Source organism: Synechococcus sp. OH20 (assembly GCF_047502685.1).
In the GTDB taxonomy this organism is placed as follows: Bacteria; Cyanobacteriota; Cyanobacteriia; order Thermostichales; family Thermostichaceae; genus Thermostichus.
On sequence record NZ_JANSIQ010000037.1, the window covers coordinates 47,252 to 66,315 of the forward strand.

The following is a 19,064-nucleotide window of genomic DNA, read 5'->3' on the forward strand; positions in this document are numbered from 1 at the left end:
GCTGGAGGCAGTTGCTCATGATCGAGATGCATGTGGCTGGGATCGCGGTCGATGCCGTTAACCAGAACCCCATCGTCATCCTGCGCGATAGCAGTGAGCGGCGTGCCCTGCCCATTTGGGTGGGGAAAGCAGAAGCCAATGCCATTTTGCAGGCGCTGGACGACCAAAAGCCACTGCGCCCTATGACCCATGATCTAATCCTCAACTCCTGGAAGACGTGGGGGATCAGGCTGGAGCGAGTTATCATTCACGCCCTGCTGGACAACACCTTCTACGCGGTGCTCGTCACCTTCTGCGGCGATAAAAAGCAAGAGATCGACTGCCGCCCCAGCGATGCCATTGCCCTTGCCCTGCGAGCCCACGTTCCCATCTGGACGGTGGAAGAGGTGATCGCGGAAGCCTCGATCCCGATGAACCAGGATGCCGACGAAGCGGAGCGGGAAGCCTTTCGCAAGTTTGTGGAAAACGTGACGCCCAAAGACTTTATTCGCAGCCGCCCCTTCACCGACCACCCCACGGAAGCAGACAGTTGAAGTTGCTGCCCTGCTGAGCTATCCGCTGCTAGAGGATCCGAGTGATTGACCAGTCTCTGCCCCCTGTGGCCGTCTAAGGCTCTGCTCATTTTCTCGATAAGGTGTCCCATCCTGAGTTAATCAGGAGGCGGGGATCGCGCCCGGCTGCCGGAGGGTGAGCCCCTCAGTACCTACCCTGAGCTCCCGGTCTTGCCGGCATTTCAGCCTACAATCAAGCTAGAGTAGCCCTCTCAGCTTAACCAAGCTATGATGCAAACCCTAGATCGGCCCAGCGCCCCCCCTCAGCAGCCCTACCCAGAACCGGTCTATCCTCGTCGCCCCACCCGCACCGTGGCCGTAGCCGACGTGTTGATCGGCAGCCAGCACCCGGTGGTGGTGCAGTCGATGATTAACGAAGACACCCTCGACATCGAGGCGGCGGTGGCGGCCATCCGTCGTCTGCACGAGGCGGGCTCGGAAATTGTGCGCGTCACCGTTCCCAGCATGGCCCACGCCAAGGCGATGGAGGCGATTCGGGACAAGCTGATCCAAACCTACAGGCCGGTGCCCCTGGTGGCCGATGTGCACCACAACGGCATCAAGATCGCCCTGGAAGTGGCCCAATACGTGGATAAGGTGCGCATTAACCCAGGGTTGTTTGTCTTTGAAAAACCCCAGCCCGGTCGTACCGAATATACCCAAGCGGAATTTGAGGCCATCCGCAACAAAATCCGGGAAACCTTCACCCCCCTTGTCCAGACCCTCAAAGCCCAGAACAAAGCCCTGCGCATTGGGGTCAACCACGGATCCCTGGCAGAGCGGATGCTCTTCACCTACGGGGATACGCCTGAGGGCATGGTGGAGTCGGCCCTGGAATTTGCCCAAATTTGCGCCGAGCAGGATTTCCACAATGTGGTTCTCTCCTTCAAGGCTTCCCGTCCTCAGGTGATGTTGGCGGCCTACCGGCTGGCGGCCCGCCGCTTCGATGCCTTGGGCCTGAATTATCCCTTTCACTTGGGCGTAACCGAGGCCGGCGATGGAGAATATGGCCGCATCAAGTCGGCCGTCGGGATCGGGACGCTGCTGGCCGAAGGGATCGGCGACACCATTCGGGTGTCTCTCACGGAAGCGCCGGAAAAGGAGATCCCGGTGGCCTACGGCATCTTGCAGGCCCTCAACCTGCGCAAGACCATGGTGGAATATGTGGCCTGTCCTTCCTGTGGCCGTACCCTCTTCAACTTGGAGGAAGTGCTGCAGAAGGTGCGCGCCGCAACTCAGCACCTGGTGGGCCTCGACATTGCCGTCATGGGCTGCATCGTCAATGGTCCAGGAGAAATGGCCGACGCCGATTACGGCTATGTGGGTAAGACGCCAGGGGTGATCTCCCTCTACCGCGGCAAAGAAGAAGTGAAAAAGGTGCCGGAATCCGAGGGCGTCCAAGCGCTGATCGATCTGATCAAAGCCGATGGCCGTTGGGTGGATCCGCCTTCTTCCCCCGGGACCCCAGCCTGAGTTGAAATCACTACGTCCAGAGCAACTGTAGATTTCAACGGCCATTTATAGTCGTTAGATTAAGACACTTTGCCGCCGGCCCGCCCTCACCCCCGGCCCCTCTCCCTCAGGGAAAGGGGAGTGAGAGCGTTGCGTAGCCATAACGACGTAGCGAGCCGTTTCATTGCTATTTGATTTGAAATGACTATAGAAACCGGCTAGTGGCGTTTGCTACGCAGGGCTTTGGCGCGGTTGTTGACCTGCCTCACAAACAGAGGCAGCAGGTGCTCCTGGATGTAGGCAAAGGCCGCTTGTAGACCTTCTTTTTCGTAAAGCAGGCCGATTTCTGCCTCCACCTGTGTGGGATCCCTGAGGGCCGACAAAAATTGATTGGAGGTCAGCCAGGTGAACAGTTCTGCCCGATTCAAATCACAACGGGGAGGGGAAGGCACCTGCCAGTCCTGAGGTGGGCCCAGCAGCCACTGCCGGGCAAACAAGCCTAACACGGCATCCCCCAACCAGGCCTTGTCTCGACGGGATCCCTCGTCCAACTGGGCCACTTGCTGTCTGAGGGTCTGGCCGGTCGGGGAGAAGTGGGATCCTGTCGGCATGGAGATAGAAAGCGAGCAAGGACTGGCAGCGAAGCGCCTCTGCCTCATTCTAAGATAGGGTCTGGCCCCCGGCAGACAGATTGTGGCATTGTGAGGATCCCTGAGCATGTTGTTGGAGCTCACCCCAGAAGAATGCGAATTGGTGATTCCGGTGGTGCCCACCCGCCTTCAGTATGCAGCTTACTGGAGCGATGCCCTCAAGAGCACGGGCCGCATCATCACGGCCATCCTGGTGGGTGTGGCGCTGCTGGTGCTTTCTCGTGCCTTTGGCGAGGGATCCTTTCTGGGGGCGCTCTCCTTTTTGGCCGGGTTTCTCGCGTTGCTCTATCCCTTCCTGTGGGGGCCCCTGTACACCATCTCCCGGCGCCAGATAGCCTTTCGCGAGATTCCCTATGGGGGATTGTTTTTTGGGCAGGTGTTGCGCACCCGCCGCTTCGAGGTGGTGGTGGAAGAACGGGAAAAGCTGGACGAAGAGGGTGAGCTCTATATCGAAGAGGTGCGAGAGCGCCAGTTTGAGATGGAGATCGGCGATGAGACCGGAGTCGTCTATCGTGTCCGCGCCAAGGACGATCCCCGCTACCGGCGAATTGTTAAAAAGCAATCGGTGCTGGCGTTGGTGAAAGCCTACTCGCGGGATTTGCAGCGCCGCCCCACCTTGAGCGAGGTCTACGTGGTCAAGCTGGGGGAATGGGTGGGAGATGTCTCTTACCTGGATCGGGAGGCTTTTTTGGAGATGGCAGACGAGTTGTTGGAGCTGCAAGCCCAAGGACGAGCCTGAGCTGCTGGATCCCTGATTTTCTGCTTATCTTAGGTGCGCCGGGTAATTTACTCTAAACTGAGAGCTAAGAGCAAAAAACGACTGCCATGGCCGATCCCCTCACCCCAGAAGTCAGCGAGCGCATCTGCAAGCATATGAACGAAGATCACGCCGATGCAGTGGCGCTCTACGCCAGGGTCTTTGGCCGCCTGGAAGGCGTCACCCAAGCCCGTATGCAGGCCATCGATCCAGAAGGGATGGACTTGCAGGTGCAGGTGGATGGGATGGCACAAACGCTGCGGATTGGCTTCGACCACCCCCTGCGGGACTCCGAGGACGCCCATCACACCCTAATTGCCATGTTGAAGCAGGCCCGCGCTCAGCTTAAACAAGCGGCAGAGTGACCCCCAGACGGTGAGGCTTAGCTGGCCTGTTGCAGGAGCGGATCCAACTGACCGCGGGCCTCGAGCGCGTAAAGATCGTCGCAGCCGCCAATGTGCTGGTTGTTGATGAAAATTTGCGGCACCGAACGGCGACCATTGGCCCGCTTGGCCATTTCCGCCCGCGCCACCTCGTCTCCATCAATCGCGTATTCGATGTATTGCACGCCTTTGCGCTCCAGCAGTTGCTTGGCCCGGATGCAGAAAGGACAAAAACGCCAGGTGTAAATCTCGACGGCCATAGGAAAACAACAAGCACTTTTACAAAGTTTAACATTTCCACAGGGCTGGGATCCCTGGTCTGTCCCACGGTCTAGTTGGCTTCCTTCCAGTTGTGGCCGATTTGGATATCCACCACCAGGGGTATGGAAAGGGGCACCGCTCCTTCCATTTCTGTTTGGATCAGGGGTTGTAGGGCCTGCCATTCCGAGGGATCCACCTCAAACACCAGCTCGTCATGGACTTGCAGGAGCAAGCGGGAGCGAAAGTTCTGCAGCTTTTGCTGCAGGCGTACCATCGCCACTTTGATGATGTCTGAGGCGGATCCCTGGATGGGGGCATTTACAGCCGCCCGCAACTCGGCCAGTTTGCGATGGCCTGTCAGGCGGGACAGGTTGGGGAAATAGCGACGGCGGCCCAAGATCGTTTCTACGTAGCCGTGTTCTTCCACAAAGGCTTCGGTGGAGCGCAAATAGGCGAAAATGCCGGCGTAGCGCTCGTTAAATCGCTGCAAAAATTGCTTGGCCTCGGATAAAGAAACCCCCGCGGTGCGGGCAAAGCGCTGCGCTCCCATGCCGTAGATCACCCCATAGTTGATCGTCTTGGCTAGGCGGCGTTCTTCGCTGGTGATGTCTTGTTTTTCAAAGAGCAAACGAGCTGTAAGAGTATGCACATCTTCTCCTGAGCGAAAGCCCTCCACCAACGTGGGCTCCTGGCTGAGGTGAGCCAAAATGCGCAGCTCAATTTGGGAGTAGTCAGCCGAGGCCAATAGCCACCCCTCTTGGGGAATAAAAGCCTGGCGAATGCGGCGGCTGAACTCGGTGCGAATGGGGATATTCTGTAGGTTGGGGTTTGAGGAGCTGAGCCTGCCGGTGGCGGTGACGGTTTGGTTGAAGTCGGTGTGGACTCTGCCGGTGTCGCTTCTCACCAGGGCAGGCAGAGCATCCACATAGGTCGATTTCAGCTTGGCCAAAGTGCGGTAGCGCAGAATGGTCTCGATGAGGGGATGATCCCCCTCTAGCTTTTCTAAAACAGAGGCGTCGGTGGAATATCCGGTGGCCGTTTTGCGGGTTTTGCGAATATCCAGTTTTAGCTTCTCAAAGAGCAGGGATCCCAGTTGTTTGGGAGAATTGAGGTTGAAGGTCTCGCCGGCTTGGGCATAGGCTTGTTGTTCCAAACTTTGCAATTCTTGTTCCAGCTCTTGGGAGAATTGCCTCAAAAATTCGGTATCAATGCGAATGCCGACCCACTCCATTTCTTCCAAAACTTGGGCCAAGGGCAGCTCCACCTGAATGAAAAGATCCCACAGGCGCGGATCGGTCTGTTGGAGTTTTTCGGTGAGGATGGGCACCAAGCGATAGGCGCAGTAGGCATCGGTTCCGCAGTATTCTGCAACTTGAGGAATTGGAATATCGGCGATGGATTGTGCTTTGCCCAGCAACTTTTCGTAGCTGGTGGTCGGCAAATTCAAGTGGGTGGCTGCCAAATCGGCCAAGTTGTGGCCGGCTTCTGGATCCAAGACATAGCTGGCCAACATGGGATCAAATTGGATCCCTTGCAGGTGGATGCCGTGGGCGCGGAAAATGCTCAGGTCATACTTGCAGTTTTGTAGGCTTTTGGGTCGGTTGGGATCTTCCCAAAGGGGCTGCAGGTTTCGTTTCACCAGCTCCCAATCCAGGTTGGCTCCCTGGCGGTGGCCGATGGGCAGGTAGGCAATGTCCTGCTCTGACCAACAACAGCCGATCCCCACCAATTGGGCATCTCGGGGCTCCAAACTAGTGGTTTCGGTGTCCCAAGCTATGATCCCTGGACAGGCCAGCAGGTCTTGTCGCAAACGCTCCAATTGCTCCGGCGTATCGACGATGCGCACTGTCGGCAGAGAAGGGGCGGGATCCAGGGCAAAATCAAACCAAAGGGCTTCGTCCTTCTCTTGAGCATCTGGGGAATCGGCGGTGGAACTGGGGGTGGCCGGGATCCCGCCCAAAATGGCTTGAATATTGCGTACTTGGGCGATGAGACTGTGAAACTCCAATCTTTCCAGCAGCGGCAGCAATTCTTCTTGGTTAAACCCGGTTAATTTCATGCTTTCCCAGTCGGGGGAGAGGGGGACAGCGCAGTTGATCCGGGCCATAAATTGTGAGTGTCGGGCTGCCGGGATCCCTTCTTTGAGGTATTGTTGAACTTTTCCTTTGATCTCATCAAGGTGATTAAAAATCTCCTCCAAACTGCCGTAGCGTTCCAACAGCTCCGCCGCTCGCTTAGGTCCGATCCCTTTGACTCCGGGAATGTTATCGGAAGTGTCGCCGCAGAGGGCCTTGTAGTCCACCACTTGCCAAGGCCAAATGCCCAATTTTTCTTTAACCTGTTCGGGGCCGAATTCACTGATGCGATCTTTGCTGTTGAGGTGCAAAACCCGGACTCTCCCATCGGCGTCGATCAACTGAAACAGATCTTGATCCCCGCTTAAAATCTGCACCCGGTAATCTGGGGGGGCCATCCTGCTGAGGGTACCCAAAATGTCATCGGCCTCAAAGCCAGGCACCACCAAAATGGGGATGCGCAGCGCCGTCAACACCTGCTTGAGGTTCTCCACGTCTTCGATAAACTCCGGCGGGGTTTCCGGTCGGCCTGATTTGTAGGTTTCGTCGGCCTCGTGGCGAAAAGTGGGCTGCCGGGTATCGAAGGCAACGGCTACGTGGGTGGGCGGGTATTTCTCTAGGACGTCCAGCAGCGATCTCAAAAAGCCAAAGCTGACGCTGGTGGGGATCCCGGTGGAAGTGCGCAACCCCCCCTCACGGCTGTAAGCAAAGGCGTAGAAGGAGCGGTAGGCCAGAGAGTGCCCGTCCACCAGCAGCAGTGTTGGAGTTTGCCAAGCCATCGCCCAGTACCACGAAGGTGAATCCAGCCTATCGGATCTGGGCTGGGCGCAAAAGGGATCCCCCATCCCTCAGGGCCGCCAAGACTCAGCCGGCTGCTAACAGGCCGGGCGCCCGAGAGTTGGGGTGGAATGACAACCAATGACAACTTCTGAACCCGACTGCCGTTTTGCTGGCTCCACTGCTTAGGTTGTTTTCTCAACCCCTGGTGGCGCGGTTTACAATTCCTGCCGGGCTTCTAGGGCACGGGCCAGGGTGACCTCGTCGGCATACTCCAGCTCGGATCCCATAGGTAGGCCGAAGGCCAGGCGGGTCATGCGCAAGGTGGGGGCAATCGGCTTCAGGTAATCCTTGACCACATGCATGGTCACCTCTCCCTCCACGCTGGGGCTGATGGCGAAGATCAGCTCCTGCGGCTTTTCCTGCGCCACCCGGGCCACCAGCTCGCGGATGTGCAGTTGATCCGCCCCGATCCCGTTCATGGGGGAGATCAGGCCCCCCAAAACGTGGTAAAGCCCCTTGAACTCGCGGGTGCGTTCCATGGCGATGAGATCCTTGACATCGGCCACCACGCACCACAGCGAGCGGTCTCGCTGCGGCGAACGGCAGATCTCACAGGGATCTTCCGCCGACCAGTTGAAGCAGATGGAGCAATGCTTGACGGTTTGCTTGGCCTCCAACAGGGCCTGGGCCAGGGCCTCGATCTCGCCGGCAGGCCGGTTGATCAGATGCAGGGCCAGGCGCTGAGCCGTTTTGGAGCCAATGCCGGGCAGCCGCTGCAGCTCCTCGATCAGGCGAGCCAAAGGGCGAGTGTACATAGAAAAGAGCGGCTCAGCCCAACCCCAGCCCCGGCAGATTGATGTTTCCGGTCAGCTCCTCCATGCGTTTGCGCATCGTCTCGGCAGACTGGGTGTAGGCGTTCACCATCGCCGTCAAGAGCAAGTCCTCTACCACATCCGCGGATTCTTTGAGAACCTCGGGATCCAAAGACACCTTGAGGGGTTCTTGGTTGCCGTTCACCGTCACTTTCACCAGCCCATTGCCGGCTTCGCCGACGATCTCCATCTCTTCCAGCTCTTTTTGCAGCCTTTGAGCGCCATCCCGCACCTCTTGGGCCTTCTTGAGCGCTTCTTGGATTTTGCCGAAGGGACCAAAGCCTCGGGTCATGGGATCCTCTCCTTAATTATCCAGACACTGCTGTTCTACTCTACCCGTTTCCTCTTGCCGGTAAAAGCACCCGAAAATGGAGCCAGACCTGCCTTCCTTAGGTTGCCCTTAACTCTGGCGGATTATCCTCACAACAGAACCAGCAGAAGAGAAACCCCAAAGCCCGTCTGCTCGTCGGTGTTCGCCGTTTGGAGGTGCCATGGCTCAACTGTTGCAGGATCCGCAATCGCCCTTAGCCCAGCCCATACCCTTATCCCAGAAGCCCTCTCCCCTGCCCTGGGGGCGCTGGATCCCGGAGCGTTGGTACGTGCATTTGGGCCTGGTGCTGGCCTGTTTGGCGTTGGGGTTTCCGGTGTTGTATGCCCTGATCGTGAGCACCCAAAACAACGCCGAGGTGTTCCGCTACCAATTGACCTTTGGCTCTTCGTTGGCCTTCAACTGGCAGCAGGTGATGGTGGCGCGCCACTTGGGCCACTACATGGTCAACAGCGCCATCATGGCCGCGGCCATCACGGTGGGCAAGACGGTTTTGTCCCTGCTGGCGGGGCTGGCCTTCGTCTACTTTCGCTTTCCGGGCAAAGGGCTGGCCTTCGGCTTTGTGCTCATGACCTTGATGATGCCCACAGAAATCTTGATCATCGCCCTGCTGCGGCTGGTCACCAACTTGGGCTGGGGATCCACCTACTACGCCTTGATCGTGCCCTTTTTGGCCAGCGCCACGGCCACGTTTTTGTTTCGCCAGCATTTTTCCAACATCCCCCGCGAGTTGGCGGAGGCGGCCCAACTGGACGGGGCAAACCCGCTGCAGTTTCTCACCCAGGTGCTGATCCCCCTGAGCTGGAACGCCATCGGGGCGCAGGCGGTGATTCACTTCGTCTACGCTTGGAATATGTACCTGTGGCCCCGCTTGATCGTGCAAGGCCGGGAGCGGCAGGTGGTGCAGGTGGGGCTGCAATCCTTGCTGAACTTGGATAGCTCCGCCTCCTATGGCCCCATGATGCTGGGGGCGATCATCGCCAGCATTCCGCCGCTGGTGGTGTTTATTGCCCTGCAAAAGCCTTTCATGAGCGGCCTAGCCCTCAGCCGCGACAAATAAATCAAATAAATTAAGTTAGCGAGACCCTCACCCTGCGAGTACTCCCTTCATGCCCAGAGATCTGCGCCGTTTCGTTGCCCTGCTGGAGTCCCGTGGCCAGCTTCGCCGCGTTTCAGCCGAAGTGGATCCCGACTTAGAAATTGCCGAGATCGCCGATCGCCTTTTGGCTTGTGGGGGGCCGGCGCTGCTGTTTGAACGGGTGAAGGGATCCGCGATGCCGCTGCTGATCAACGTTTTGGGCACGCTGGAGCGCATCTGCTGGGCCTTGGGGATGGAGGAGCCGCGGGAGCTGGAGGAGCTGGGGAAAAAATTGGCCTTGCTCTACCAGCCGCGCCCGCCAAAAAGTTTTGCCCAGGCGGTGGAGCTGGGGCAGGCGCTGTTCAGCGTCTTCAAGGCTAGGCCCAGCCGGGATCTGCTCCCCCCCTGTCAGCAGGTGGTGCTGCGGGGAGAGGAGGTGGATCTCACCCAATTGCCCCTGCTGCGGGTCTATCCCGGCGATGCCGGGCGGGTGCTGACGTTGGGCCTGATGGTTACCAAAGACCCGGAAAATGGGATCCCCAATGTGGGGGTGTACCGCCTGCAACTGCAAAGCCGCAACACCATGACGGTGCAATGGCTGTCGGTGCGGGGGGCCACCCGGCATCTGCGCAAGGCGGCGGCCCTGGGGCGGAAGTTGGAAGTGGCAGTGGCCATCGGGGTGGATCCCGCCGTGATCCTGGCAGCGGCCACGCCCCTGCCGGTGGATCTCTCGGAGTGGCTGTTTGCCGGCCTCTACAGCGGCGAAGGGTTACACCTGGCCCGCTGTAAGACGGTGGATCTGGAGGTGCCGGCCCAGGCCGAGATCGTCTTGGAGGGCACCATCACCCCTGGGGAGGTGGCCCCCGACGGCCCCGCCGGGGATCACATCGGCTACTACGGCCCCCGCAACGAGCAGGCTCCTCTCATCCGCTTCCACTGCCTCAGCCACCGCCGCGATCCCCTCTACCTCACCACCTTCAGCGGCAAGCCCCCCAAAGAAAACGACCTGATGGCGCTGGCCCTCAACCGCATCTATACCCCCATCCTCAGGCAGCAGGTGCCGGAGATCGTGGATTTCTTTTTGCCCATGGAGGCCCTGGGCTACAAGGCGGCCATCTTGTCCATCGACAAAGCCTATCCCGGCCAAGCGCGGCGGGCGGCCTTGGCTTTTTGGAGCGCCCTGCCCCAGTTCAGCTACACCAAGTTCGTTATTGTGGTGGACAAAGATATCAACGTGCGGGATCCACGGCAGGTGCTCTGGTGCCTGTGTTCCCGAGTAGACCCGCAGCGGGATGTGTTTATTTTGCCGGACAATCCCTTCGACGCCCTGGACTTTGCCACCGAAAAACGGGGTCTGGGGGGCAAGATGGGGATCGATGCCACCACCAAGATCCCCCCGGAAACCGATGCTCCCTGGCGGGCTCCCCTTGCCCCGGATCCGCAAGTGGCCCGCCTGGTGGATCGCCGTTGGGCCGAATACGGCCTGGCGGATCTGGACTTACAGCCGGCGGATCCCCGCCTGTTTGGCTACGAGCTCTAAGCCCGTAGGGCCTCGATGGGATCCAGTTGCGCCGCTTTGCGGGCCGGGAAAATGCCGAAGACCAGCCCAATCCCCGTCGAAAGCGTGAAGGAAACCGCCACCGCCACCAGATCGATCCGGGTGGCCAAGGGGGTGAATACCTGCACAATCACCAAAACCCCGCTGCTGAAGAGGATCCCGAGCACCCCCCCGGTCACGGCAATGAAGATCGCCTCGGCGGCAAACTGTTGTAAGATCTGCCGGCTATCGGCTCCGATCGCCTTGCGCAGCCCGATCTCCGGGGTGCGTTCTGCCACCGAGATCAGCATCACATTCATGATCCCCACCCCGCCCACCAGCAGGGAGAGAGCCGCCGTACCCGTCAGCAGCACCCGCAGCAACGTCAAAATCCTGGCCGAGCCATCCAGGAGCACCTTCTGGTTGCGGATGATGAAGTCGTCTTCTCCCACCAGTTGGTGCCGCTGCCGCAGCAGGTTGCGGATCTGGAACTCGGCAGCCGGCAGATCGGCTTCGGAGCGGGCGGAGACAAAAATGGCTGTCAGCTCCAGGCCATAAGGGGATCGCCGCCCGACAAAGCGGTTGGCCACCACATCCACCGGCAAAAACAGCCCGGCATCGCTGTTGCCAAACACCGTCGGCTTGGAGCGCAAGGTGCCGATGACCTCGAAGGGCAAGTTGTTCAACAGGACGGTCTCCCCGATGGCAGCAGCAGGATCCAGGCCGAACAACTGGCCAGCGGCCTCGCTCCCCAGCACCACCACCGGTCGCTGTTCCTCGATATCCGCCGGCAAGAGGAAGCGGCCCTGCTCGATCTCCAAATTGAGCACCGACAAATACTCCGGCCAGGTGCCGGTGGCTTCATAGCGGCGATCCACCCCGCCCCGCACGGCCCGCACGTTGGTTCCAAGGCTGGGGACGGCTGCCGATACGGCAGGCACTTCCGCAACAATCGCCCGCAGATCTTCGAGGGTAATGGGGCGGGTGTTGCTCGCATCCGCCAGGCCCAAGCTGGAAGAAAAGACAATGAGCAAATTGGTGCCCAAAGAGCGAAACTGATCCACTGCCAGCTCCTGGGCAGCATGGCCAAACCCGGCAATGGCCACCACGGCGGCGTTGCCGATGAGGATCCCCAGCATGCTCAGCCCGGTGCGCAAGCGATGCCGTCGCACCATTTGCCAGGCCATTTTGGCCGCAGTTGCCAGGCTCATGGCTGTTGCTCCACTTCCTTGATCAGGGTTCCTATGCTCACTCCTGGCGGCAGGGCCGTAAAGACTCGATCCCCTGCCTGCAGACCGGAGCGGATCTGGGTAACACCACCCTGGGTGATGCCCGTTTCCACGCGGCGATAGACAGGTCGCCGGGTTCGCGGATCCAGTAGGATCACGCCTTCCTGGCCTTCCTCGCGCAGGATGGCCACCGAGGGCACCGTCAAAGCCTGCGGCTGGGGATCCCCGATGAAATCCACCGAAACATTCATGCCGGTGCGCAAAAAGTCGGCTCCGGGCTCCGGCTCGACGAAGACCCGAAAGACCGTTACCTCCCGCACCACCACCGTAGCGGGGGCAATTCGCTTCACCCGACCCTGTACCACGCGGTCGGGATAGGCCAGAGACCGGATCTCCACCGGCTGGCCCAGCCGCACTTGGGCAATTTGGGCTTCCGGCACTTCTGCTCGCACCTCAATTCCCTGGGCCAGCGCCAAAATCGAGCTGGAAGAAGCGGCAGTGGCATCGGAAGCGGCGGTTGTCGGGGCTACAAAGGATCCCACTTCGGCAAAGCGCTGCACCACCACACCGGAAAAGGGGGCACGGACTTCGGCCTCGGCCAGCCGGGATTGCCGTTGGGCCAGCTCGGCTTGCGCCTGAGCAATCTGAGCTTGAATTTGCTGCAGGGTTTCCGGGCGGCTCCCCAGTTGCAATCGCTGCAGCTCCTGTTGGGCCGCCCGCAAATCCGCCTGCGCCTGTTCCAGGCGGGCCAGACGTTGATCCAGCTCGCTGCGGGCTACTGCCCCCGCCTGTGCCAGGGCCTGAATGCGCTCCAGCTCTTTTTGGGCCAGACCCACCTGCGACCGGGCTGCATCCACCCTAGCCTGGGCCGCCGCGATCACTGGGGGGCGCTCGCCGGCCTGTTGCTCCGCTAGACGGGCTTGCAGCTCTTGGATGCGGGCCTGCGCTTGCCGAATGCCGCTGGCCAGATCCCCGTAGTCCATCCGGGCCAACAACTGCCCTGCCACCACTTCATCCCCCTGATCCACCAACAGTTCTGCCAGGCGACCCGACTCGCGGGGGCTAACATTCACCTGTCGGATCGGCTGCACCTGGCCGCTTACCCGCAGACGTTGGGTGAGATCCACCACCTGAACCGGTACCGTTAATCGTTCCAGCCGTTCTGCCCGCTGCTGCTGAAGCTGACGCTGGATCAGGAGACCGCTGCCCCCTAAGCCAGCCAACAGCAGGCCCAAAAGCATCCAGCCAAAGGGAAATCGCTTGCGGCTGCTCTGTGGCAGGGGCTGATCTACAGGCTTGGGAGAAGACAGGGATCCCGTCTCAGTCTTGTCCGTGTGCAGGATCACAGAAAATCTCCCATTCTTAAAAAAGCTTTGTCTTTGTCTAGACTATTGGAAAAAGGCGGGGGGCGTAAACACGGTTTCCCGCATCCCTCGGCCAGCTCTGTACAGAAAACAGGAACGATTGCTACCATAGTTAGCTGCCGGTAGCGCGGGAAGGCCATGAACGTTCGCATCAACGCTGAAGAGATCATCCGCTCCATCGAGGCGGCGCACCTGAAAAGGGATCTGCCTGAGATCCGGGTTGGCGATCAGGTACGGGTGGGAGTTCGCATTCAAGAGGGGGGCAAGGAGCGGGTGCAGGCTTTTGAGGGCACGGTCATTGCCATGCGCCACTCCGGCATCAACCGCACCATTACGGTACGCAAGGTTTTCCAGGGGATCGGCGTGGAGCGAGTTTTTCTCATTCATTCCCCGCGCATTGAGTCGATCCAGGTGCTGCGGCGGGGTAAAGTGCGCCGGGCCAAGCTGTTCTACTTGCGGGATCGGGTGGGCAAAGCCACTCGCATCAAGGCCAAGACAGAGAATATGGATAATCGGGAACAGCCCCTCTGAGGTTTGGGTCGTACCTGCTACACTGAGTAAGCGGGTGTGTCCCTGCCAATGCGTCCTTAGTTCAGTTGGTAGAACGTCGGTCTCCAAAACCGGATGTCGGGGGTTCGAGTCCTCCAGGGCGCGTTGATGTCAGACCCCTTGCGGTGACGGCTTGGGACCCCCACCCAAGGGAACTGTTGAAGCCATGAAGTTCGTTCCTGTACCCAACCTACTCTCTGCCCTCTTGCTGGGGTTGCTGCTTTGGCTAGGGATCCCTATCTGGCCCCCAGTTACGGCGGCAAACGCCAAGATAGATCCCGAGATCGATCGGCTGTTTGAGGAGGCTTTTGCTGCTACCGGGCGGGGGGATCTTGCCCAGGCGGAAGCCTTGTGGACTCAACTGTTGCAGATCCAGCCGCACAATCCGGCCTTGTGGAGCAATCGGGGCAATGCTCGTGTTGGCCAGCACCAATTCCAGGCAGCTCTGGAGGACTACGCTGAGGCCATTCGTTTGGCTCCTGAGGCGCCGGATCCCTATCTGAATCGAGGGGCTGCTTTGGAGGGATTGGGGCGGTGGCAGGAGGCGATTGCGGATTACGAACGGGTGTTGCAGTTGGATCCCAACGATGCGGCGGCCTACAACAACCGCGGCAATGCTGAAGCGGGGCTGGGCAACTGGCAGCAGGCTTTGGCCGACTACCGCCGCGCCACGGAGCTGGCTCCCGATTACGCTTTTGCCCAGGCCAACTATGCCCTCAGCCTCTACCAGATGGGCGAAACAGAGGCTGCGCTGCGCTTGATGCGGGCTTTGGTGCGCAAGTACCCGAGGTTTCCAGATATGCGGGCCGCTCTCAGTGCCATTCTCTGGGTGCAGGGTCGCCAGGGAGAAGCCGAAAGTCACTGGGTAGCCGTGCAAGGGCTGGATCCCCGCTACGCCGACCTGGAATGGGTGGGATCTGTCCGCCGTTGGCCACCGGCGATGGTGGCAGCTCTGGAGCGTTTCCTTGCTCTCAAATAGTCTCTCAAGCTTCAGTAGTAATAAATAGTGGTAATAAATAGTGGTAATAAATAGTGGGAAGGATCGCCTAGAAAATACCTGCAGACCCACCTCTGCGCATTGGCGAAACAGCTGCTGGGGATCCCCGCAGCCAGAGCCTCAGGTTACATCCTGTCTGGGGGGAGGGGGGTTGCTAGATTGGGATCAAGCCGAGAGAGGATGCTGGCAGCAGGCTCAGCTCAGAGCCAAAGGAGGGATCCTGAGTGCTGCCGGCAGACTGCGAAAAAGACTGTGTAAAGGACTGCTTCATTTTTTGTCTGTTTTAGACTTATCGCGACGTGTGGTATCAACGTGGGTGCAATGGCTTTTTTCTCTCGCTCTTCTTTCTTCCTCTCTGATGGGAGAGGGGGACGGCGAAGCCACCGGAGCTGGGCAGGGCTGTTGCTCGTGGTTTTGCAGCTTGGGCAGCCCGCTGTGGCCCAGACAGAAACCCGGGTTTGGAGCGGAACCGGCCAAATTTTGAGTGGCCAGGGGCAGGGGGCAACGGTGCAATTGGTCTTGGAAACGGGTGGAGGACGTATCTGGACCCAATCGGGGCCGGTTTTGGATGCACCGTTTTCCGGCGGCCATATTTCGGTCAATAGCGGCGATGGCACTTGGCAAATCCAGTCGCAGGGGGATCAGTTGCTGGTTACTTTTTACCGCGGCGATCAGATCATCCGCTGGCAACTGCGGCCCATTGGCGAGCTCCCAAGCTCTTCCCCTGCGGTGCCATCCAGTTCTCTGAGCAGCGACTCCGCTCAGCCTGTGGCCCTGCCCGTCCAAGAGCTGGTCATCCCAGTACTGAAGAATTTGCCCGGCACCCCCTGAGGGATCCCTGCCCCGCCGGTTTTCAACTCCCCTCTCCCTCTGGGAGAGGGGCCGGGGGTGAGGGGCTGGGGGTGAGGGAAGCGCTTGAGGAGTGGCTTAATCGCGTTTAGCCAACCCGCCCTCTGTCGGCAGGACGGCCGCGGCAGCAAGGGCCGGGAGTTTCTGTGCTGGAACCGAGGTGGTTGCACAAAACGGCGTTGCCGGAATCTGGACGCGGTGGGGTTCCCACAATCGCTCCCTGTTGAAACGAGCAGCTTGCCCTCTATGCATCAGCATGAGGGCGGGGGTACGTCACCTGAGCAGCGCGACGGCTGGCAGGGGCAGTTGAGCTGCCGCCGCCGCATCCAGCAACCAGAGCAGCCGTCCGTTGGGGTTGACGCGCTGGCAGGGTAGGTGGGCCTCGGTGGTCAGCGCCTCTTTCACAATGGCAGCTTTGTTCGCTCCGGTTACCAAGAACACCACCTGGGCTGCCCGATTGAGGACAGGGTAGGTCAAGGTTAGACGCGGCTCCGGCCCTTTCTGCCCCACTGTTACCCAGCGGTGTTGCACCTGCAGGGCGGCGGTGTCGGGAAATAAAGAGGCTGTGTGGCCGTCCTCCCCTACCCCCAGCCAGATCAGGTCGAGAGAAGGGCACTCCGCGCCGAAAAGCCGCCGCAGGGTCGCCTCATAGTCGGCAGCATCGCGAAGCGGATCCCCCGCTTGGGTGGGCATGGGAAACACCTGATCGGCCGGGATCCCGATCCACTTCAGCAGGGTTTCTTGCACCATGCGGTAGTTGCTCTCGGGATGCTCCGGGGGGACGTAGCGCTCATCTCCCCAGAACAGCCAGGTTTGTTGCCAAGGGATCCCTTGGGTTTGGGCGAGAGCAGCATACAACTGCTTGGGGGTGCTTCCCCCCGCCAGGACCACGGTAAAACGTCCCCGCTCGCGGATGGCAGCCGCTGCCCGGCTTTGCCAAACCTCGATGGCCCGCTGAATGAGGACGGATCCCTCTGGAAAGATCTCCAACTGGAATCCCTGCATAGACCCAAACCTTGACGCTGACTCCCACCGGGTCAGCCTACCTGCAGCAACACTCTACCGGCAATCCCTCTTGAGCCGCTTGGGCGGGCAAAGGTTAGGAAGCCACCGCCAACTCTTTGGCTTCGGCCTGGATTTGCTCGTAAAGGGCGCGCAGCTTTAGGCCCACGATAACTTGAATCAGGCCAGAGCCATTGCGGGATCCCGGATATTCTGGGTGCTTGCGCAACAGTTCCGTCAGCTCGCCGTAGTAGCGGGTGGACAGGTTGCTCAAGTGGTTCTCGATGTAGACGACTTCCTCCAGTTTTTCAAAGGTGCCGTCGATCTCCAAAATCGAAACCGGGTGATCGAAGTAGGTGGAAGGGCCGTAGTGGAGGCGGATCCCAGGATAGGAACAGGTCAGCTTTTTGCCGCAAGGGATCCAATCGATGGTGGAGCCTTCGTCGAAGAGGTAAACGGGGTCGAAGTACTTGACCCCTTCCCGCTGAATCAGCCGTACCCGCAACACCTTGTGCTCCGGATCCAGCTCTGGCAGCAACTGGGTGGGCAGAACCTCGATGACGGCATCGGCATACTGCTTCTGCACATCGACATAAGCCTCAAAATCGGGACGGCGAGCCTCGATCGAGCGCAACACATCTTCGTAAGTGTGGCCCCGCTCGGCCATGTCCCGCTTCACCTTCCAGGCAATCTTGATCTCCGGCGCCAAATCCAAGTACACCTTGAAGTCCAGCAGCTCGCGCACCCGCTCGTCGTACATGGGATGCAGCCCTTCCAGGACGATGATGCGGTTGGGATCCACCCGCTCCGGCGGGTCGATGAGGCCGGTCTCGTGGTTGTAAATCGGCTTCATCACGCTTTGGCCATTCTTGAGCGCCTTGGCCTGCTCGTACATCAGGTCGAAGTTGTTGGCGCGGGGATCCAGTGCCGTGATGCCCTTCTCTTTGCGCTGGTAGCGATCCAAGGAGTGATAGTCGTCCAGACAAATGGTGGTGATCAGATCCCGGCCAAACAGATCCCCCAGCCGACGTAAAAACGTGGATTTGCCACAGCCAGAATCTCCGGCGACACCAATCATCACAATACGATCAGGACTGCTTGCCATGGGAACTCCTTGGGGACGGGCAGGGCAAAACTGAGAAAAAGCTGCTAGGAAAGTTACCAACTGTTACGGCTCTGCATGATACCACAACAGAGCCACTACCTCACAACCCGCTTGCAGGCCAGAGATATCAGCACCTTAAGGAACAATTTAACAAAAAATGCATATTCTTGGCCGCTGAGCTCGGCTGGGAGCAGTTTTTTGGGGGTGTCGCTCTCGGCATCAGCTCGAAAGGGCTGCCGGCTTCTCTGCTGGCAAGTTCCATTTGGCCAGCCGGGCTGCTATGGTGTTTGCTATCCATTTTCTCTCCAGTGCCAGGAGCAGATCGCAGTTATGGTTGCCAGCGCAGAAAAGCGAGAGGTTGTCGTCAATCTGTATCGTCCCAACGCGCCTCTGATCGGACAATGTGTGGAGACCTACTCCATTGTCGGCGAGGGGGCGCCCGGGCTGACCAAGCACATCGTGCTCAGCTTGCCGGATCCCAACTACCGCTACCTAGAAGGGCAAAGCGTTGGCATTATCCCCCCTGGCGAAGATGCCAAAGGCAAGCCCCACAAGCCCCGCCTCTACTCCATTGCGTCCACCCGCTACGGCGATGATGGCGAGGGGCGCACCGTTTCGTTGAGCGTGAAGCGGGCCGAATACGTGGATAAAGAGACGGGCCAGCCGGGGGTGGGGGTCTGCTCCGGCTTCCTCACCGATCTCAAACCCGGCGACGAGGTGATGATCACCGGGCCCTCGGGGAAAACCTTCCTACTGCCCGAAGATGAGAACGCCAACCTGATTTTGATCGCCACCGGCACCGGCATCGCCCCTTTTCGCGCCTTCATCAAGCATCTGTTTGAGGAGGATCCCAACTATCAGGGCAGGATCTGGCTGTTTTTTGGGGTACCTACCACTTCCACCTTGCTCTACCACGGGGATCTAGAGGCCTGGAAAGCCCAGTACGGGGATCGCTTCCGCGTCGATTACGCCATCAGCCGCGAACAGCAAACCCCCGACGGCAAAAAGATGTACGTGCAAAACCGCATGGCGGAGTACGGCGCTGAGCTGTGGGAGATGCTGCAAAAGCCCAACACCTACACCTACATCTGCGGCCTCAAGGGGATGGAAGACGGGATCAACAACGTCATGGGGCCCTTGGCCGAACAAGCCGGTCAGGATTGGAGCAAGTTCCAGAAGGAGCTGAAGAAAGCAGATAGGTGGCACGAAGAAACCTACTGATTTTAAAACTTGCGTAGCATGTAA

The 19,064-nt window shown here is 59.4% G+C and carries 19 protein-coding genes and 1 tRNA gene; 11 read left to right on the forward strand and 9 right to left on the reverse strand.

Annotated elements, in window-relative coordinates:
- Positions 1 to 17 precede the first annotated feature (17 nt).
- Together NW826_RS08255 and ispG are read left to right on the forward strand one after the other, a co-directional pair.
- Complete coding sequence (locus tag NW826_RS08255; RefSeq protein WP_414332815.1) at positions 18 to 533, forward strand: bifunctional nuclease family protein; 516 nt, start codon at positions 18 to 20, stop codon at positions 531 to 533.
- A 249-nt stretch (positions 534 to 782) separates the two neighbouring features.
- On the forward strand, positions 783 to 2,024 hold the full coding sequence (gene ispG, locus NW826_RS08260) for a (E)-4-hydroxy-3-methylbut-2-enyl-diphosphate synthase (RefSeq protein ID WP_414332881.1): 1,242 nt from the start codon (positions 783 to 785) through the stop codon (positions 2,022 to 2,024).
- Positions 2,025 to 2,221: 197 nt separating this feature from the next.
- Here ispG and NW826_RS08265 read toward each other — a convergent pair whose 3' ends face one another.
- Positions 2,222 to 2,614 carry a hypothetical protein gene (locus NW826_RS08265; RefSeq protein ID WP_414509880.1) on the reverse strand — a complete coding sequence of 131 codons (393 nt, stop codon included), beginning with the start codon at positions 2,612 to 2,614 and terminating at the stop codon, positions 2,222 to 2,224.
- A gap of 106 nt (positions 2,615 to 2,720) precedes the next feature.
- Here NW826_RS08265 and NW826_RS08270 point away from each other — a divergent pair, with 106 nt between their 5' ends.
- Positions 2,721 to 3,392 (forward strand): hypothetical protein, encoded by a 672-nt coding sequence (locus NW826_RS08270; protein WP_414332817.1) that lies wholly within the window; start codon positions 2,721 to 2,723, stop codon positions 3,390 to 3,392.
- Positions 3,393 to 3,478: 86 nt separating this feature from the next.
- Positions 3,479 to 3,775, forward strand: a complete 297-nt coding sequence (locus NW826_RS08275; protein ID WP_414332819.1) for a DUF2470 domain-containing protein — start codon at positions 3,479 to 3,481, stop codon at positions 3,773 to 3,775.
- A 17-nt stretch (positions 3,776 to 3,792) separates the two neighbouring features.
- Here the strand turns inward: NW826_RS08275 and grxC are convergent, their stop codons facing one another.
- From grxC to NW826_RS08295, 4 genes are all read right to left on the reverse strand, one after another.
- Positions 3,793 to 4,053 carry a glutaredoxin 3 gene (grxC, locus tag NW826_RS08280; RefSeq protein ID WP_414332820.1) on the reverse strand — a complete coding sequence of 87 codons (261 nt, stop codon included), beginning with the start codon at positions 4,051 to 4,053 and terminating at the stop codon, positions 3,793 to 3,795.
- A gap of 71 nt (positions 4,054 to 4,124) precedes the next feature.
- Complete coding sequence (polA, locus tag NW826_RS08285; RefSeq protein WP_414332822.1) at positions 4,125 to 6,908, reverse strand: DNA polymerase I; 2,784 nt, start codon at positions 6,906 to 6,908, stop codon at positions 4,125 to 4,127.
- A gap of 216 nt (positions 6,909 to 7,124) precedes the next feature.
- Complete coding sequence (recR, locus tag NW826_RS08290; RefSeq protein ID WP_414332824.1) at positions 7,125 to 7,724, reverse strand: recombination mediator RecR; 600 nt, start codon at positions 7,722 to 7,724, stop codon at positions 7,125 to 7,127.
- Positions 7,725 to 7,737: 13 nt separating this feature from the next.
- A complete protein-coding gene (locus NW826_RS08295; RefSeq protein WP_414332825.1) occupies positions 7,738 to 8,073 on the reverse strand; it encodes a YbaB/EbfC family nucleoid-associated protein in 336 nt (111 codons plus the stop codon).
- Positions 8,074 to 8,272: 199 nt separating this feature from the next.
- Between NW826_RS08295 and NW826_RS08300 the strand changes: the two genes are divergently transcribed.
- Together NW826_RS08300 and NW826_RS08305 are read left to right on the forward strand one after the other, a co-directional pair.
- Complete coding sequence (locus NW826_RS08300) at positions 8,273 to 9,169, forward strand: carbohydrate ABC transporter permease (protein ID WP_414332827.1); 897 nt, start codon at positions 8,273 to 8,275, stop codon at positions 9,167 to 9,169.
- Between the two features lie 49 nt (positions 9,170 to 9,218).
- Positions 9,219 to 10,727, forward strand: coding sequence for a UbiD family decarboxylase (locus tag NW826_RS08305; RefSeq protein WP_414332828.1), 1,509 nt, complete (start codon positions 9,219 to 9,221; stop codon positions 10,725 to 10,727).
- Here the strand turns inward: NW826_RS08305 and NW826_RS08310 are convergent.
- Together NW826_RS08310 and NW826_RS08315 are read right to left on the reverse strand one after the other, a co-directional pair.
- Positions 10,724 to 11,935, reverse strand: a complete 1,212-nt coding sequence (locus NW826_RS08310) for an ABC transporter permease (RefSeq protein ID WP_414332830.1) — start codon at positions 11,933 to 11,935, stop codon at positions 10,724 to 10,726. The genes NW826_RS08305 and NW826_RS08310 overlap by 4 nt on opposite strands.
- A complete protein-coding gene (locus NW826_RS08315) occupies positions 11,932 to 13,299 on the reverse strand; it encodes an efflux RND transporter periplasmic adaptor subunit (RefSeq protein WP_414332832.1) in 1,368 nt (455 codons plus the stop codon). Before NW826_RS08315 ends, NW826_RS08310 begins: the two co-directional genes overlap by 4 nt.
- Positions 13,300 to 13,455: 156 nt before the next feature.
- On the opposite strand from NW826_RS08315, the gene rplS reads away from it, so the two are divergent.
- The 4 genes from rplS to NW826_RS08335 all read left to right on the forward strand — a co-directional run bounded on the left by rplS (position 13,456) and on the right by NW826_RS08335 (position 15,694).
- A complete protein-coding gene (rplS, locus tag NW826_RS08320) occupies positions 13,456 to 13,848 on the forward strand; it encodes a 50S ribosomal protein L19 (RefSeq protein WP_414332833.1) in 393 nt (130 codons plus the stop codon).
- Positions 13,849 to 13,898: 50 nt separating this feature from the next.
- A tRNA-Trp gene (locus tag NW826_RS08325) sits at positions 13,899 to 13,971 on the forward strand.
- 61 nt (positions 13,972 to 14,032) lie between these two features.
- Positions 14,033 to 14,845, forward strand: coding sequence for a tetratricopeptide repeat protein (locus tag NW826_RS08330; protein ID WP_414509881.1), 813 nt, complete (start codon positions 14,033 to 14,035; stop codon positions 14,843 to 14,845).
- Between the two features lie 453 nt (positions 14,846 to 15,298).
- Entirely contained in the window at positions 15,299 to 15,694 is a 396-nt protein-coding gene (locus NW826_RS08335) for a hypothetical protein (protein WP_414332835.1), read from the forward strand.
- Between the two features lie 291 nt (positions 15,695 to 15,985).
- On the opposite strand, the gene pgl is transcribed toward NW826_RS08335, so the two are convergent.
- Complete coding sequence (gene pgl / locus NW826_RS08340) at positions 15,986 to 16,717, reverse strand: 6-phosphogluconolactonase (RefSeq protein WP_414332837.1); 732 nt, start codon at positions 16,715 to 16,717, stop codon at positions 15,986 to 15,988.
- Positions 16,718 to 16,811: 94 nt separating this feature from the next.
- Positions 16,812 to 17,819: a phosphoribulokinase gene (locus tag NW826_RS08345; protein WP_414348986.1), complete on the reverse strand. Its 1,008-nt coding sequence runs from the start codon at positions 17,817 to 17,819 to the stop codon at positions 16,812 to 16,814.
- 330 nt (positions 17,820 to 18,149) lie between these two features.
- Between NW826_RS08345 and NW826_RS08350 the strand changes: the two genes are divergently transcribed.
- Positions 18,150 to 19,040, forward strand: a complete 891-nt coding sequence (locus NW826_RS08350) for a ferredoxin--NADP(+) reductase (RefSeq protein WP_414332840.1) — start codon at positions 18,150 to 18,152, stop codon at positions 19,038 to 19,040.
- Positions 19,041 to 19,064 lie beyond the last annotated feature (24 nt).

Excerpts from the sequence above, each read along its gene's own strand:
- pgl (WP_414332837.1), bottom strand. The coding sequence starts at position 16,717 with ATGCAGGGATTCCAGTTGGAGATCTTTCCAGAGGGATCCGTCCTCATT.
- recR (WP_414332824.1), bottom strand. The coding sequence starts at position 7,724 with ATGTACACTCGCCCTTTGGCTCGCCTGATCGAGGAGCTGCAGCGGCTG.
- NW826_RS08310 (WP_414332830.1), bottom strand. The coding sequence starts at position 11,935 with ATGAGCCTGGCAACTGCGGCCAAAATGGCCTGGCAAATGGTGCGACGG.
- rplS (WP_414332833.1), top strand. The coding sequence starts at position 13,456 with ATGAACGTTCGCATCAACGCTGAAGAGATCATCCGCTCCATCGAGGCG.
- NW826_RS08300 (WP_414332827.1), top strand. The coding sequence starts at position 8,273 with ATGGCTCAACTGTTGCAGGATCCGCAATCGCCCTTAGCCCAGCCCATA.
- NW826_RS08345 (WP_414348986.1), bottom strand. The coding sequence starts at position 17,819 with ATGGCAAGCAGTCCTGATCGTATTGTGATGATTGGTGTCGCCGGAGAT.
- NW826_RS08330 (WP_414509881.1), top strand. The coding sequence starts at position 14,033 with ATGAAGTTCGTTCCTGTACCCAACCTACTCTCTGCCCTCTTGCTGGGG.
- ispG (WP_414332881.1), top strand. The coding sequence starts at position 783 with ATGCAAACCCTAGATCGGCCCAGCGCCCCCCCTCAGCAGCCCTACCCA.
- NW826_RS08350 (WP_414332840.1), top strand. The coding sequence starts at position 18,150 with ATGGTTGCCAGCGCAGAAAAGCGAGAGGTTGTCGTCAATCTGTATCGT.
- NW826_RS08265 (WP_414509880.1), bottom strand. The coding sequence starts at position 2,614 with ATGCCGACAGGATCCCACTTCTCCCCGACCGGCCAGACCCTCAGACAG.
- NW826_RS08305 (WP_414332828.1), top strand. The coding sequence starts at position 9,219 with ATGCCCAGAGATCTGCGCCGTTTCGTTGCCCTGCTGGAGTCCCGTGGC.
- polA (WP_414332822.1), bottom strand. The coding sequence starts at position 6,908 with ATGGCTTGGCAAACTCCAACACTGCTGCTGGTGGACGGGCACTCTCTG.
- grxC (WP_414332820.1), bottom strand. The coding sequence starts at position 4,053 with ATGGCCGTCGAGATTTACACCTGGCGTTTTTGTCCTTTCTGCATCCGG.
- NW826_RS08275 (WP_414332819.1), top strand. The coding sequence starts at position 3,479 with ATGGCCGATCCCCTCACCCCAGAAGTCAGCGAGCGCATCTGCAAGCAT.
- NW826_RS08295 (WP_414332825.1), bottom strand. The coding sequence starts at position 8,073 with ATGACCCGAGGCTTTGGTCCCTTCGGCAAAATCCAAGAAGCGCTCAAG.
- NW826_RS08255 (WP_414332815.1), top strand. The coding sequence starts at position 18 with ATGATCGAGATGCATGTGGCTGGGATCGCGGTCGATGCCGTTAACCAG.
- NW826_RS08270 (WP_414332817.1), top strand. The coding sequence starts at position 2,721 with ATGTTGTTGGAGCTCACCCCAGAAGAATGCGAATTGGTGATTCCGGTG.